The organism is Chryseobacterium sp. OSA05B, assembly GCF_019970065.1.
In the GTDB taxonomy this organism is placed as follows: domain Bacteria; phylum Bacteroidota; class Bacteroidia; order Flavobacteriales; family Weeksellaceae; genus Chryseobacterium.
This window is the reverse complement of record NZ_JAHXYH010000006.1, coordinates 94349-110262: the sequence shown is the minus strand read 5'-3', so window position 1 is coordinate 110262 and position 15914 is coordinate 94349. Positions and strand designations below refer to the sequence as shown.

Genomic DNA, 15914 nt, shown 5'->3' with positions numbered 1-15914 from the left:
ACTCTTAAAAAAACTTAACGGTTCAAAGTATGTAATTTAGAATGAAAAGTGAAGATATTTTTGCAAGATACAGCCGGCAGATATTTATAGAAGAAATCGGGCTGGAGGGACAGAAGAAAATCAGGTCGTCCAAAGTCCTTGTCATTGGAGCAGGAGGCTTGGGAAGTCCCGTTATTCAATACCTAGCAGCAGCCGGAGTCGGAACTTTAGGCGTGGCAGATTTTGATGAGGTGGAACTTCACAACCTGAACCGCCAGATCATTCACAATGAAAGTACCGTTGGAGTTTCAAAAGTCAAAAGTGCGGAAGCCTTTGTTAATAACCTGAATCATCAGATAAAATTTACAGGAATTGATAAGAAAATAGAAACCTCAAATGCGGAAAAGATCCTTTCACAGTACGATATTATTGTTGACGGATCCGATAATTTTACATCCAGATATTTAATCAATGATACTTGTGTAAAACTGGGAAAACCGCTGGTGTACGGAAGTATCTTGGGGTTTTCAGGGCAAACTGCTGTATTCAACTATAAAGGCAGTAAAAATCTCAGAGATCTCTTCCCTGAAGCACCTTTTGATGAAGATATACCGGATTGTGACAGTCTTGGAGTTTTGGGAGCACTGCCGGGAATCATAGGAAGCATGATGACTATGATGGTTTTAAAGATCATCACAGAACTTCCTGTACATACGGATCAGCTAACCCTTATTGACACTCTGAACTGGAGATTCCAGACTATAGATTTTTAAATTCCAAAACTGTTTTACGGATGTAAGCGTTAGCGGCTTTGTTTATCGTAAAATCATTATTAAGTAAAAAAGTTTTGTCTTACTTTGCGGGAAAAAAATAAGGCAGTAAAAAAAATTACTGCCTTATTTTATGTGGATAAGTTACTGTGGACTCTGCATTACGCCCGAATCCTCTTTTTTAGTCTGGTTCAGGATATTTGGATCCTCCTTCGCCAGTTTATTTTTCGTAGGAATTTTATAGTTGATTGAAATTCCGAAATTTCTCGTGTCATACTTACTTCTGATCATCACAGCCTGTCCTTCAGGTGGATTGGAATATACCTGCATCACCTGTCCGTTGAAAATATCATTCGCGAAGACAGAAACCGTAAGACGGTTGTTCATAAACTTCTTTGTCAGCGTGATATCCAGATTATTGTTAAATGGTTTATCTGCTGTAAAGTAGAAATATCCCGCTTTTGGAGTCAGATAGCTGTAGTTAGCCGTCATTTTGATATCTTTCGGTAAAAGCAACTGGGTCATGATATTGAAGATCCAGAACCCTTTGTTGTTTAAATTATCAATCTCATGCTTCTGGTAGCCTGCGTACAAGTACATGAAATTAATTTTATCAGGATTAAAATTAAACTTCATAATCTCGCTCATCGGTTTGCTGAAAATCATAAACGGAATCGGAAGACCCAGGTTGAAGTTGTGAATTCTCATATTCGAAATATTCACCTGCTTGTTGAAAAGGTTCTTGCCGTCTTTCATCACGATCTGAGCTACCTGATCTTTAGCAGAACTTACACTGTACCCGATAAAAGCATAGTCAAAAGCCGATACTTTTAATTCATAGTTATCAAAGATCGTAGGCTGAAGATCCGGATTACCGGTAACTTGTGTATTCGGACTGCCGAACGTTACGTTATTCGGATTCAGGGCAGAAATACTCGGAAGGCTGATTTTTTTGTTATAGTTGGCAGCCACATAAACCTGGTTCATCAGGCTGTACTGTACACTTGCATTAGGGAAAAGCTTAAACCTGTTGAAGGGGGTAAGATCTCTTTCAAGAACAGCATCGTCCTTTATAATTCTTGTAATCCCGGAAATATCATAATTTTCCGCTCTGGCACCTAAAGTAAAATCAAACTTCTTCAGTTTTGCCTGAAATTCAAGATAAGTGGAAGCCGTCTGCCTCTGGTATTCCAGATTGGTAAGGCCTTTGTTTTCCGTGTCATAATCCTGTCTTTCATATAAACCTCCTAAACTTACTTTCCCACCGTCCATAAGCTTGATCGGCTGCGAGTAGTCTATCTTGAAATTGGCGACTCTCATATCCGATTTGTTATCAAGAACATTTTCTCCGCCAATATTAAGGAAAGGTTGCCAAAGATCTGTATAAAATCCTCTCTGGAAAAAGTTATCCTGAGCGAATTTAGACGTAGATTTGGTATATCCAAACTGAAAATCCATCTTTTGAGACTTGTCACTAAAACGTTTCTGATACGTCACAACAGCTTCCTGTCTTAGGTTGTTGGTATGAGCAACATCTGATGCTTCATAATCAGCTTCACGGTAGGTGATAGGATTAAGACTGACAGGGATGTCGGCAAGTCCTCTACTCGCAGTATAATTGTCGTTATTATTGTGATAAATATCGTAGTTCACCAATAGTCTGTCCTGTCCAAGATCGAAAGTGAGCCCTGACTTAGCGAAATAACCGCGTCCGATTCTGTCTGTATTGTTGTGCAGGAGTACATCCTGATCACCGTTCAGCATGCTTTCACGGTAATTCTGGCCTACATTCAGCTGCCATCCGAACAGTTTGTTTCTTGCATTAAGATTCAGAGAGTGGGTGGTTCTGTTTCTGAATTTATCGTAATTCGTAAACGAGTAGTTTCCGGAATACGTTGCCGTTAAATATTTATTGGCATTCTTATTCGTAATGATATTCATGATGGCACCTCCTGAAGTAGCAGGATATTCAGCACCAGGTTGCGTGATCACTTCAATTCTGTCTACCGAGTTGGCCGGCATCCCTTCCAGGAAAGAATTTAATTCATTCGAAGTAATATTTAAAGGTCTTCCGTTCAAATATACATCCAGAATTTTGCCCTGATACATCATTCCCGCGATATCAGTAGAAACAAGCCCCGGAAGTTTTTTGATGCCCTCCAGAACGTTACCGTTATTAAGCTGTGGCTGTTCAGAAAAATCAAAAATAGTACGGTCTGCTTTCTGTTCAACGGCTTTTTTAGTTTTTGTAATTACTACACCTTCAATTTGCTTCTCCTTCTCTGTACCGCTGTTGGGCTTCTCCTGTGAATAGGCAAAAAAAGATCCCAGCAGAGATAAAGTTAATATAGTTTTTTTCATAATGTTTTTTTACTACTCTCCAGTTAGACGTAAAAAAGATTCATTTGTTACGGCAAAATTTGCGAAAAGTTAAATTTTTAGGCAATTATTTTTTTTATTCCGGAATATTTATATCTTTGCCACGTAATTATCAAGAATCTCATAGATGGGATAGCAACCTGCAAAAACAAGCAAGGTGCTGAAATAGATAAGCCGGTATGCCCGGAAAAAATGTTTTTCTCTATTTTCTCCCCATCTTGACATTTTTGTTTTAAAAATAAAATCAATGTTTAAAGACAAGGGAAACCACAAGACCAATTTAAATTTTCGTTTCTCAGATCATGAAGTGCCACTTCGTTATTCTGACCTCTTTTCATGCCATTTCCATATGCGTATGTGTTGTTGTTTCTAGACCTCTTTAAAAAATAATTTAAATATTCCGGCTTTTTGCAGCGACCTGAAATACAGGTTGCAGGAAAACTATGGCCTGAAATCAAATAAACAATCAATAATAAAAAAACAGAAAACACATGCGCAATTTCGAAAAAAAAACAATCATAGCTTCAGCAGCATTCATTTCAGCATTTTACTTTGGACAGTCAGATTCTACATCATCCAAAAAGATCGACGATGTAGTGATCCTGGGATCAAGAGGATCCGGAAGATCTCTTACAGACACTCCGGTGCCGGTAGATATCATCAATATCTCAAAAATCTTAAGACAAAGTCCTGTTAACAATATCAGTCAGGCCCTCAACTATGTGGTGCCGTCATTTTCTTCCACTTCACATACGGTGAATGATGGAACCGATTTTGTAGATCCTGCTCTTCTCAGAGGACTTGGTCCGGATCAGGTTTTGGTCTTACTTAATGGAAAAAGAAGATATCAGTCTTCTCTCATCAATGTTACCTTGACTCCGGGAAGAGGCTCGGTGGGAACGGATCTAAATGCAATTCCTGCATTTGCACTGGAAAGAATTGAAGTTTTAAGGGACGGAGCTTCTGCACAATACGGTTCCGATGCCATCGCAGGCGTCGTGAATTTAGGCCTTAAGAGAAGACTTGGACTTTCAGGACAGGTTTTTCTGGGAGGATATGCATCATCAGTTGCCAATAATTTTTCGGGAGGAATAGACGGGCAGACCATTTCTGCGGATCTGAACTATGGAGCAAAAATCGGGGAGAAAGGATTTATCAATGTTACTGGATCAGTACAGTATCGCGATCCGTATTCAAGGGCTGGTGTGCGTCAGGGAGATATTTTTAATGCCTATAATGCGATTAATTACAGGGCATTGCAAAGCGGAGTCAATATCGACGGATTGTATAAGAATGTTACCAATACAGCCAATAGCCAGCAGATCATCAATACGGTCAAGCAGTATGCTTCGCAGGTAGATTATTTTTCGCAGGATTTTAAAAATCAGATAGCGGGAGCCAACAGTATTGCGGCGTTGCAAGGCTTGCTAGGGAAAGATTTTACAGATCAGGAGCTTAACTACAGAGGTCTGGAAAGAAAAGACTTCAGTCTGAGAGCGGGACAGTCTAAATTACAATCGGGACAGCTTTTCTTCAACTCTGAAATTCCGGTGAATGAATACTGGAAAGTGTATTCCTTTGGAGGCTACAGCTACCGCTTGGGAAATGCCGGAGGATTTTACCGTTTACCGAATACGGAAAGAAATATCAATGCGGTTACTCCCAATGGATATTTGCCGCAGATTGAAGCCAATGTAAATGATTATTCATTAGCCGGAGGAATCAAGGGAAAATGGAACGGGTGGAATGTAGATCTGAGTAATACTTTCGGAAAGAATGCTTTTAATTTTGGGGTGGTCAATACTTTTAATGCCTCTTTGGGCGACAATTCCCCTAGAACCTTTAAAGCAGGAGGATCTGAATTTTTACAGAATACCCTGAATCTGGATTTTTCTAAAAAATATGATGTACTTCATGGTTTAAATGTGGCTTTCGGAGGAGAATACCGTTATGAAAATTATAAAGTGAATGCAGGAAATGAAAACTCTTACGCTTCCTATGATATTTTCGGGCGTGTAGTGACTGCTGCTACCCCTGACAATGAAAAGGTAACCGACTTCTTTGGAGCTACAAGACCCGCAGGTTCCCAAGTATTTCCAGGTTTCAGCCCGGACAATGCCGTTTCAGGAAGCCGAAACAGTTTAGCAGCCTATGCCGATGTTGAGATTGAACCAACAGATTGGTGGCTGTTGGAAGGTGCTGTACGTTTTGAAAATTATTCAGATTTCGGTTCTACCTTTAATTATAAACTTGCGACCAATGTTAAACTGGCTAATAATTTCAATTGGAGAGGAGCGGTTTCCACAGGATTCAGAGCGCCTTCTTTAGCACAGATCTACTACAGTTCTACCTCTACACTGATCCAGCAGGGACAGACTACGCAGGTGGGTACTTTCAGAAACAATTCCGAAGCAGCTCAGGCCTTAGGCATTCCGAAACTGAAACAGGAAACTTCACAGTCTTACAGTACGGGAATTACCTGGAAGATTCCGGCTTTAAGTCTAGTATTTACAGCGGATGCCTATCTGATCAAGATTAAGGATAGAGTGGTACTTACGGATCTGTTTTTCCGTCCGTCCGGAAGTTTTACCCCGGGATCAGACCAAGCGGTTCTTCAGGGAGCTTTTGATCTTGCGAGAGCCAGTGCTGCGAATTTCTTTGCCAATGCAGTAGATTCCCAGACCAAAGGACTGGATATCACGGTTTCGCAAAATACAAGAATTTCGGAGGGAATAGCTTTGGAGAATAATTTAGGACTTAATTTAAATCAGACCAGAAGAGTGGGAGATATTCACGCTTCACCAAAACTGGTAAGCCAGATCAATAATTATTTTTCTGAGCCCAACAGAGTCTATTTTGAAGAAGCTGTACCCCGCATCAAAGCTACACTTGCCAATACCCTGAAATTCTCCGCGCTTACGGTTGCTCTCAGAAATTCCTACTTTGGAAAAGTGACGGATGCTGATGTCCTGGATGCCAATTTTGATGGCGTTACCGAAAGCACAGAGCACTTCGTTTTAAATGACCGTTTTGTGACAGATCTTTCCATAGGCTATGATTTCAACAAAAATATTTCAGCCACAGTAGGAAGTAATAATATATTCAATGTATTGCCTTCCAAAAGTCCGAACATCAGCTCATTAACGGCTGATAATCAGTTTGTGTATTCCAGACAGGTTTCGCAATATGGGATAGGAGGACGATTCGTTTTCGCGAGGGTAGAATTTAAATTTTAAAAACAGATAAAGATAAAAGCAAAAAACAGAGAAACATTCTCTGTTTTTTTTGTTTGAGTGAATAATAAAAACAATTACTGTGCTCTTTCTTTTTCCTCAAATTTGATATTCTTCTTACTGATTTTCTTCTTGCTGCTTCCAAAAGTATAATTAACACTTAATCTGAAGCTTCTGCTGTCCCAATAATTATTCATATACTGAGTGTTATCATAGAAATACAATTCTCCACGATATCTCTGTGCAAAAATATTGGTCACTGTGGCATTGATCTGAAGCTTCTTTTCCATAAGCGAAACCTTTAATCCTGAAGTCAGTTCCGGGAAAGCCTGGAAATAAGAGTTCACATTTTTGTAAGCGAGGCTGTGGCTGTAATTCAGAAAGAATATAAGCGTCTTGCTTTTGTTTAAAGTAAACGTATTGTTGATGGAGTAGCTGAATGAACTTCCTTTCTGAGTTTCCGCATCAACATTGAATACGGATGAATTCTGAAGCGATGCATTCATCGAGATGCTGGTTTCCCAGAATTTGAAAAAAGTATCCGTATAAGAGGCATTAAGACCCCAGAAATTATTGTTGTAATAGTTCAGATAAGTTGAAATCTGTGAAATGTCATCAATGGTAGAGATTTGACCGAATGCATTTTTCATTCTCAGATAATAAACACTGGTTGAAAACTTATTGTTGAAGGTATATCCCAATTCCCAATTATTGATGTAAGCCGGTGTCAGTAAAGGATTTCCTGAAGAATAAGAATAGGGATTTGAGTACCAGCGAAACGGGTTAAGATTCCCCATACTCGGGCGGTTGATCCTTCTGGAATAGGAAAAACTGAATACATTTTTATCTTCTTTATAGGAAACATACGCGGAAGGAAACCATTGTCCATAATTGTATTTGTTTTCTGAATTGGAAGAGGGGGTGAAGCTTTCTGCATTCGTATGTTCGTAGCGAAGGCCCGCTTTGGCTTCCCAATGCTCACCGAATGTTTTGGCATAACTGAAATATCCGGCATAATTCTCTTCCTGATACGTGAACAGATTAGCTCTTGAAAGATCAGGAACGTATTGTCCGCTGTTCAGGTTAAAATACTGAATGTCCGTACTGTTTTTAAACTGATTAAACTTCACTCCGGTTTCAATGGTTCCGAAAGAAAAAGGAAGTTCCAGATCCGCCTGAGCAGAAAAGATCTGTGGCGAGATCAAGGAAGTGGTTTTTACATCCTGAACAGAATGATCTGAAAGTGTAAGCGTAGAAAAATTGACTTCCGTATCAGAATTGTTTTTATAAAAATTCCCTGCAATGCTCAGTTTCTTCCCCAATGAATCCAGCTTCAGGTCATAATAGGCGCTTAAGGTATGAGTAGGCAGTTTTTCACGGTGAAAAGTATTGGTTAAAAGGTTCTCCTCATTAAGACTAGCATCAATATTTTTTGTGGTATTAACGATGTTCATTCCGGATTTTTGATGAGCGTAGATGTATTCCAATCCGATTTCAGCATTTTTACTGATTTTATAGGAGAGATTAAGGGTTGGTGTCAGTTCTTTCCACATATCTTTCCGGATCGAGTTGCTATAGTTTTGAGAAGCTCCGATAATGTTGTAATTTTCGTCGGTACGTTTGGCGGAATCATAATACGTCAGTTTCAGGCTGCTGCTGAATTTTTCGGTCTGATAATTAAGCGAGCCATTGGAGCTGAAACCTGAATAACTTCTCTGGATGAGGTTTGAATTGATATTTCCGCTGAAGCCTAAATTTGGATTCTTTTTCAGGATAATATTGATGAGTCCGCTGTTTCCCTGAGCTTCGTATTTTGAAGGAGGTGTGGTGATCACTTCTATTTTTGAAATATTTTCTGACCGGATGGATTTGAGGTAATTCAAAAGAGCATTTCCCGAAAGGTTCAGCATTCGCCCGTTGATCATTACATTCACACTGCTTTTCCCGGTAATTGAGATAGAACCCATGTTTTCATCTACTTTCAGCATAGGAACATTGGCGAGGGTTTCCGTTGCGTCCATTCCCTGGGAAGCTATCGATGCTTCTACATTAAAGATAAGGCGATCTGCTTTTCTGTCAAGAAGTTTTTTCTTAACCAAAAGATTGATCTGCTCCACATGCCGGATACTGTCTTTTTGAACCTGTGCAGATAGCGCTGCTGATATAAGGGTGCTGATAAGGATATATTTCAGTTTCATAGTTTAAAATCTTGGTCCAAAGGTATTTTCAAACTCCTTTGTATGAAATGGCGTTTAGATTTCAGCACAGATTAATCCGCTCAAAATATTTTCATCGGAAAAAAAACGGGTTTCATCGGAAATGTGTAGGAATTTAAAACGGATGAAGCTTAAATTTGGGCATGAAGCAAAAACAAGTTCTCCTCCTGCACGTTTTTTATTGGCTGCTGATTATTTTTAACGGCCTCCTTTCCAGGGCGGTGTACAGTAAATCTGGTCTTGATGTTTTAGATATCACCATCTTTCTGGCCAATTTCCTTGGTTTTTACGTTAATTATTTTTTCATCGCGCCACGTTTTTTCAATCCGAATAGATTCTATATGATGATCGTCGGTTTTTTTGTGGGTGTATTTGTTTTTGTTCTTTTCAGGTATTCAATGGAAGAACTGTTGCTTCCTGCGCTGACAGGTTTTAGAAATTATGCAGAAGGAACTACTTTCCTGTACTATTTTTATGACAACATCTATTATTCTAGTTTAACGGTTTTCGTGAGTACAAATCTGTGGTTTTTTAAGTATTATTTTAAAGTTGAAGAAGAGCGGAACAGGCTTGTTGAAGAAAGAAAACACGCGCAGCTTCAGGCGTTGAAAACCCAGATCAATCCTCATTTTATTTTTAATTCTTTAAATAATATCTATTCTCTGGTGTATCAGAATTCGGATAAAGCACTTCCGGCTATTGAAAAACTGAGTGAACTGCTGAGGTACAGCACCAAAGATCTTGAAAAAGATGTCATCAGTCTGGATAAGGAAATAGGTTATATTGAAAGCTTAATTGGTTTGGAAAAACTCAGAATCAAAAATCCTGAACTTTTGGTCATTGAAAAAAACATCAATCATCCTAAAATCAATATTTCACCCATGCTGTTGGTCCCGTTTGTTGAAAATGCTTTTAAACATGGGGATTTCCGGGAGAAAGGATTCGTATTGAAAGTATCGGATGACAATAAGGTGCTTCATTTTTACCTTCACAATTATAAAAACCAGAAAGTCAAAGATACCGCGTCCGGAATCGGGATCGATAATGTGAAAAAAAGATTAGAAATTCTGTACCCGAAGAAGCATGAGCTCTATATAAAAGACCTGGAATCCGAATTTATTGTAGATTTAAGAATTATTTTCCCTTATGAAAACGATTAAATGCATTATTGTAGACGACGAACCGCTGGCGATATCACTGCTGGAAAATTATGTCCGGAAGATTCCTTTTTTAGAACTGGTTTTTTCTGCGGAGAATCCTATTATGGCGTTGGAATATATACAAAACAATGAAGCGGATCTTATCTTTCTGGATATTCAGATGCCTGAACTTTCAGGGATTAATTTCATGAAAATTGTAGGCGACAAGAAAAAATATATTTTGACGACAGCCTATTCCGAGTACGCGTTAGAAGGATATGAGCACAATATTATTGATTATCTTCTAAAACCGGTTTCTTTTGACCGTTTCCATAAAAGTGCATTGAAGGCACAGGAACGTTTTTCCTTTTCTGAAAATAATGACGAATCCTATTTTTTTGTGAAATCTTCCGGTCAACAGCACCGCATTAACTTTAGTGATATTCTCTACATTGAAAGCATCAAAGATTATGTGAACATTAAAACCTTCAATGAGGAATATATTGTTCTGGATACGCTTAAATCTCTGGAAACCCAGCTTTCTGATAGATTTGTCCGGATCCATAAATCATTCATCGTGAATCTGGATAAGACTAAAAATATTGGAATTAAGAAAATGGTTCTAATCTCAGAACAGGAAATTCCGATCGGAGAAAGCTACCGGAGCCATCTTCTGAGTAAGATCAAATGAAAAGCGGCTTCCAAGGAAGCCGCTTTTCTATGATTAATTAAATCTAACAATTAATTTTCCTGTCTTTTAATCAGGTTAAGTGCAGAACCTGCCTTAAACCAATCAATCTGTTGATCATTATACGTATGGTTCGCCATAATGATGTCTTTAGTTCCGTCTGTATGAACGAATTCTAAAGTCAGCTGTTTTCCCGGAGCAAACTGTTCAAGATCTAAGAAGTTAACCGTGTCATCTTCCTGGATTTTGTTGTAATCAGCTTCATTAGCGAAAGTGATCCCTAACATTCCTTGTTTTTTAAGGTTGGTTTCGTGGATTCTCGCGAATGATTTTACCAATACCGCTTTTACTCCAAGGTGTCTTGGTTCCATAGCTGCGTGCTCTCTTGAAGAACCTTCCCCGTAGTTCTGGTCTCCCACAACGATGGTAGGAATACCGGCAGCTTTGTAGGCTCTCTGTACAGCAGGAACTTCACCATATTCACCCGTTAATTCATTTTTAACACGGTTGGTTTCCATGTTATAGGCGTTGACAGCTCCAATCAGCATGTTATTTGAAATATTGTCAAGGTGACCTCTGTATTTAAGCCATGGTCCTGCCATAGAAATGTGGTCGGTTGTACATTTACCGAAAGCTTTGATCAATACCTTAGCTCCTTCGATATTTTTACCATCCCATGCCGGGAATTCTTCCAATAACTGAAGTCTGTCAGAAGTAGGACTTACGTTCACCACAACTGAAGAACCATCTTCAGAGGGTGCCTGATATCCGTTATCATCTACAGCGAATCCTCTTGGTGGCAATTCAGAACCTTTAGGCTCATTCAGTTTTACCTGCTCACCGTTTTCAGCGGTTAATGTATCTGTAATCGGGTTAAAGTCTAATCTTCCTGAAATGGCTACCGCAGCTACCATTTCCGGAGAAGCTACGAAAGCATGTGTATTGGGGTTACCGTCAGCTCTTTTTGCGAAGTTTCTGTTGAAAGAGTGGATGATAGAGTTTTTCTCACCTTTATCAGCGCCTTCTCTGTCCCACTGTCCGATACAAGGCCCACAAGCATTCGTAAAGATTCTTGTATTCTCGAATTTTCTGAAAGAATCCAAGAAACCGTCTCTTTCTGCAGTGAATTTCACCTGCTCAGAACCTGGGTTGATTCCTAAGATTGCTTTAGGTTTAACTCCTTTTGCTACTGCATCTTCTACGATAGAGGCAGCTCTTGATAAATCTTCATAGGAAGAGTTGGTACAAGAACCGATCAGTGCCCATTCTACTTCTATTGGCCATCCGTTCGCTTCAGCTTTAGCTCTGAATTCAGCGACTGGTGTGGCTAAGTCTGGAGTGAAAGGTCCGTTTAAGTGTGGTGTAAGTTCAGAAAGGTTGATTTCAATTACCTGATCAAAATATTGCTCAGGGTTGTCATATACTTCAGCATCACCTGTTAAGTGTTCTGCTATTTTATCAGCGGCGTCTACTACATCCTGTCTGCCTGTTGCTGCCAGATATCTTCTCATGGAATCATCGTATCCAAAAGTAGAAGTAGTGGCTCCGATCTCAGCACCCATGTTACAGATGGTTCCTTTACCTGTTGCTGAAAGAGATTCTGCTCCTTCTCCGAAATATTCTACGATGCATCCTGTTCCACCTTTTACGGTTAGGATTCCTGCCACTTTCAGGATAACGTCTTTAGCTGACGTCCATCCGCTCATTTTACCGGTTAATTTCACCCCGATAAGTTTTGGCATTTTTAGTTCCCATGCCATTCCGGCCATTACGTCTACTGCATCTGCACCCCCTACACCGATGGCTACCATTCCTAAACCTCCTGCATTTACCGTGTGCGAGTCAGTACCGATCATCATTCCTCCCGGGAATGCATAATTTTCCAGTACCACCTGGTGAATGATACCGGCTCCGGGCTTCCAGAAACCAATTCCGTATTTATCACAAACAGAGCTCAGAAAGTTGAAAACCTCCGAGTTTTTGTTGATACCTTCCTGTAAATCTGCTTCTGCACCTACTCTTGCCTGGATCAGGTGATCGGCATGAGCTGTTGAAGGAACCGCTACTTTAGCCTTTCCAGCCTGCATAAACTGTAAAAGTGCCATCTGTGCGGTGGCATCCTGCATGGCTACTCTGTCCGGTGCGAAATCTACATAAGAGTTTCCTCTTTCATGCGCTGATGTGGCATTTCCTTCCCAAAGATGGGTGTAAAGGATTTTTTCTGAAAGGGTAAGAGGTTTTCCCACGATTTGTCTTGCCGCAGCAATTCTCTCGGGATAACGCTCGTACACTTTTTTGATCATATCAATATCAAAAGTCATATCTTAATTTAATTTTTCTTCTTTTTTAATAGACTTTTCCGTCATTCATTTTAAAGCTCAAAAACGGAAAATGTTCTTTTGTTACTACTATTCATCAAATTCTGTTCCTTCGGTCTGTAAAAAGGATACTTCTAATCAATAATGCGGATGTTTTATTTCTATCAAGTTAAGAAAAAATGGAATTTTAAGTCCCAATTTTATATAAAATAATTGTTAATCGGTCTTAAATGGAAAGGTTCTAAACAAAAATTGAAAGATTTTAAATCCCTCAGGACTAAAATCTTTCAATGATATTATTTTTAAAAAGTCCTGAGACTTCGTTAAATTCTATTAATGACCAACCTGAACCAACTCTTTGATAGGTGGAGCAAATTTAGTCAGGTCAATACCTTCAACAGCTGCTTTGTATTCATCTATATTAGGAATTCTTCCGATGATCGCTGAAAGGACAACAACCGGAGTTGAAGCCAGTAGAGATTCTCCTTTTTTACGTTCGGAATCCTCAACGACTCTTCCCTGGAAAAGGCGGGTAGAAGTGGCCAATACAGTATCTCCTTTAGCAGCTTTTTCCTGGTTACCCATACAAAGGTTACATCCAGGACGCTCAAGATACATCATGTTTTTGTACTCAACACGTGCTTCGCCTTTAGGAGCATTATCATCAAATTCAAAACCTGAATATTTTTCTAAAAATTCCCAATCTCCTTCTGCTTTTAATTCATCGATGATGTTATACGTTGGAGCTGCTACTACAAGAGGCGCATTGAATTCTACTTTTCCTTGCTGCTTTTCGATATTTCTAAGCATTTGAGAAACAATCTTCAAATCTCCTTTGTGAACCATACAAGATCCTACAAAACCAAGATCTACTTTTTTCTCTCCTCCGTAGTAAGAAAGGGTTCTGATGGTATCGTGAGTATATCTCTTGGAAACATCATCATTGTTTACATCCGGGTCAGCAATCATGGGTTCCACGATGATATCAAGGTCCACAACAACTTCAGCGTAATATTTAGCATTTGAATCCGGAGTTAAAGCAGGTTTTTCACCTGATCTGATCTCTTCAATTCTCTTATTTGCTTTATCGATCAATCCCTGAAGAACCTGGTTATGATTATCCATGCCCTTGTCGATCATGATCTGAATTCTTCCTTTTGCGATTTCAAGTGATTCAATCAGGGTTTCGTCTTCAGAAATGTTGATTGAAGCTTTTGCCTTCATCTCTGCAGTCCAGTCTGTAAAGGTAAATGCCTGGTCAGCAGGAAGTGTTCCGATGTGAACCTCAATGATTCTACCCTGGAATACGTTTTCTCCTCCAAACTGCTTAAGCATCTGAGCTTGTGTTGCATGAACCACATCACGGAAATCCATGTGTTCTTTCATGTCTCCTTTGAATGTTACCTTCACAGATTCAGGGATTGGCATAGATGCTTCACCCGTAGCCAATGCCAGTGCTACAGTTCCTGAGTCTGCTCCGAAAGCAACTCCTTTAGACATTCTTGTGTGAGAATCACCACCAATGATGATCGCCCACTCGTCTATGGTAATATCGTTAAGAACTTTGTGAATTACGTCAGTCATGGCGTGGTATTCACCTTTCGGGTCACGGGCAGTGATCAAACCGAATTCGTTCATGAATTTCATTAGTTTTGGAATATTAGCCTGAGCTTTTTTATCCCATACTGAAGCGGTGTGACATCCGGACTGGTAAGCACCGTCAACAATCGGAGAGATCACTGTAGCTGCCATTGATTCCAGCTCCTGAGCAGTCATAAGGCCTGTCGTATCCTGAGATCCAACGATGTTAACTTCTACACGAACGTCAGAACCTGCGTGCAATACTTTTCCTGGCGTAGAACCCACAGCATTTCTGTTGAAGATTTTTTCTACTGCTGTAAGACCTTGTCCCTCGTGAGAAATTTCTTTAGATGGAGCAAAAACAAGAGGAGTATCTATTCCTAAAAGTTTTGCAGCAAATGTTTGTAGCTTTTTACCGAATACGATAGCGTATGATCCACCGGCTTTGATGAACTCCATTTTCTGAGGCGTGAATGCCTTAGCAATGTCAATCAGCTCCTGGTCGCCATTATAAAGTTTTTTTGTTTTTGTATTGATGGTAAGAACAGTTCCTGTAGCCACAGAATATGCTTCTTCAAGAATTGGCTCTCCTGCTTCGTTACGGATTGGCTGTCCGTTCTCATCCAGTTTTTTTACCCAGTTTTTAAGGTCAAGACCAATACCACCGGTAACATCCACTGTAGTAAGGAAGATCGGAGAAATACCGTTTGTTCCTCCAACGATTGGAGCAATATTTACGAAAGGAATATAAGGGCTAGCCTGTTTTCCAGTCCATAAAGCAACGTTGTTTACCCCTGACATTCTGGATGAACCTACACCCATCGTACCTTTTTCAGCAATAAGCATCACGCTTTTGTCAGGATGTTGTGCCTGTAAAGCTTTGATTTCTTCCTGTGCCTGAGGCGTGATCATACATTTTCCGTGAAGTTCACGGTCTGATCTTGAGTGAGCCTGATTTCCTGGAGAAAGTAAATCTGTTGAGATATCACCTTCACCAGCGATGAATGTCACTACTTTAATTTCTTCAGCAACTTCCGGAAGTTTCGTGAAGAACTCAGCTTTTGCGTAGCTGTCAATTAATTCTTTTGCGATTTCGTTACCGCTATTGAATGCTTCCTTCAGACGGTTTGTGTCCGCTTCATAAAGGAAAACCTGTGTTTTAAGAACGTTGGCCGCTTCTTTGGCGATAGAGGTATCATTCCCCAAAGCCAGATCCAATAATACTTCAATGGAAGGGCCTCCTTTCATATGAGATAATAACTCAAAAGCAAAAGCCGGAGTTATTTCTTCTACTACGGATTCACCGAGAATGATCTCTTTTAAAAATTGAGCTTTCACCCCTGCTGCACTGGTCGTTCCCGGTAAGGTGTTGTAGATGAAAAATTGCAGAGAATCCGATCGGTATTCGTTACCTGAGTCTTTAATTTGTGCAATAATTTCGCTTAATAATCCGGCACCGTCAATTGGCTTTGGATGAAGCCCCTGGTTTTTTCTTTCCTCAATCTCTTGGATGTAATCCTGATACATATTCATAATAATAGAAGTCTTTTAAATTTTAAAAGTAGAGTCCGTACTGTTATTCTTTCTTAACAGGGTTATAAATTACAATAA

At 39.7% G+C, this 15914-nt stretch carries 8 protein-coding genes and 1 riboswitch; of the genes, 4 read left to right on the top strand and 4 right to left on the bottom strand.

Going from position 1 to position 15914, the window contains the following annotated elements; genetic code table 11:
• Nucleotides 1-41: 41 nt before the first annotated feature.
• Nucleotides 42-752: a HesA/MoeB/ThiF family protein gene (locus LC419_RS20295; protein ID WP_223609056.1), complete on the top strand. Its 711-nt coding sequence runs from the start codon at nt 42-44 to the stop codon at nt 750-752.
• A gap of 141 nt (nt 753-893) precedes the next feature.
• Here the strand turns inward: LC419_RS20295 and LC419_RS20290 are convergent, their stop codons facing one another.
• Complete coding sequence (locus LC419_RS20290; protein WP_223609055.1) at nt 894-3110, bottom strand: outer membrane beta-barrel family protein; 2217 nt, start codon at nt 3108-3110, stop codon at nt 894-896.
• 122 nt (nt 3111-3232) lie between these two features.
• A riboswitch (SAM-I-IV-variant riboswitch) is annotated at nt 3233-3331 on the top strand.
• Between the two features lie 288 nt (nt 3332-3619).
• Between LC419_RS20290 and LC419_RS20285 the strand changes: the two genes are divergently transcribed.
• Nucleotides 3620-6364 carry a TonB-dependent siderophore receptor gene (locus LC419_RS20285; RefSeq protein WP_223609054.1) on the top strand — a complete coding sequence of 915 codons (2745 nt, stop codon included), beginning with the start codon at nt 3620-3622 and terminating at the stop codon, nt 6362-6364.
• A 74-nt stretch (nt 6365-6438) separates the two neighbouring features.
• Here LC419_RS20285 and LC419_RS20280 read toward each other — a convergent pair whose 3' ends face one another.
• A complete protein-coding gene (locus LC419_RS20280; protein ID WP_223609053.1) occupies nt 6439-8559 on the bottom strand; it encodes an outer membrane beta-barrel family protein in 2121 nt (706 codons plus the stop codon).
• Nucleotides 8560-8720: 161 nt separating this feature from the next.
• On the opposite strand from LC419_RS20280, the gene LC419_RS20275 reads away from it, so the two are divergent.
• Together LC419_RS20275 and LC419_RS20270 are read left to right on the top strand one after the other, a co-directional pair.
• The gene (locus tag LC419_RS20275; protein WP_223609052.1) at nt 8721-9737 is read left to right on the top strand and encodes a sensor histidine kinase; all 1017 of its coding nucleotides are present in this window, start codon (nt 8721-8723) and stop codon (nt 9735-9737) included.
• Complete coding sequence (locus LC419_RS20270) at nt 9724-10407, top strand: LytTR family DNA-binding domain-containing protein (protein WP_223609051.1); 684 nt, start codon at nt 9724-9726, stop codon at nt 10405-10407. The genes LC419_RS20275 and LC419_RS20270 overlap by 14 nt, the downstream gene beginning before the upstream one ends.
• A 50-nt stretch (nt 10408-10457) precedes the next feature.
• Here LC419_RS20270 and LC419_RS20265 read toward each other — a convergent pair whose 3' ends face one another.
• On the bottom strand, nt 10458-12725 hold the full coding sequence (locus LC419_RS20265) for an aconitate hydratase (RefSeq protein WP_223609050.1): 2268 nt from the start codon (nt 12723-12725) through the stop codon (nt 10458-10460).
• Between the two features lie 330 nt (nt 12726-13055).
• Nucleotides 13056-15836 (bottom strand): bifunctional aconitate hydratase 2/2-methylisocitrate dehydratase, encoded by a 2781-nt coding sequence (locus LC419_RS20260; RefSeq protein ID WP_223609049.1) that lies wholly within the window; start codon nt 15834-15836, stop codon nt 13056-13058.
• Nucleotides 15837-15914 lie beyond the last annotated feature (78 nt).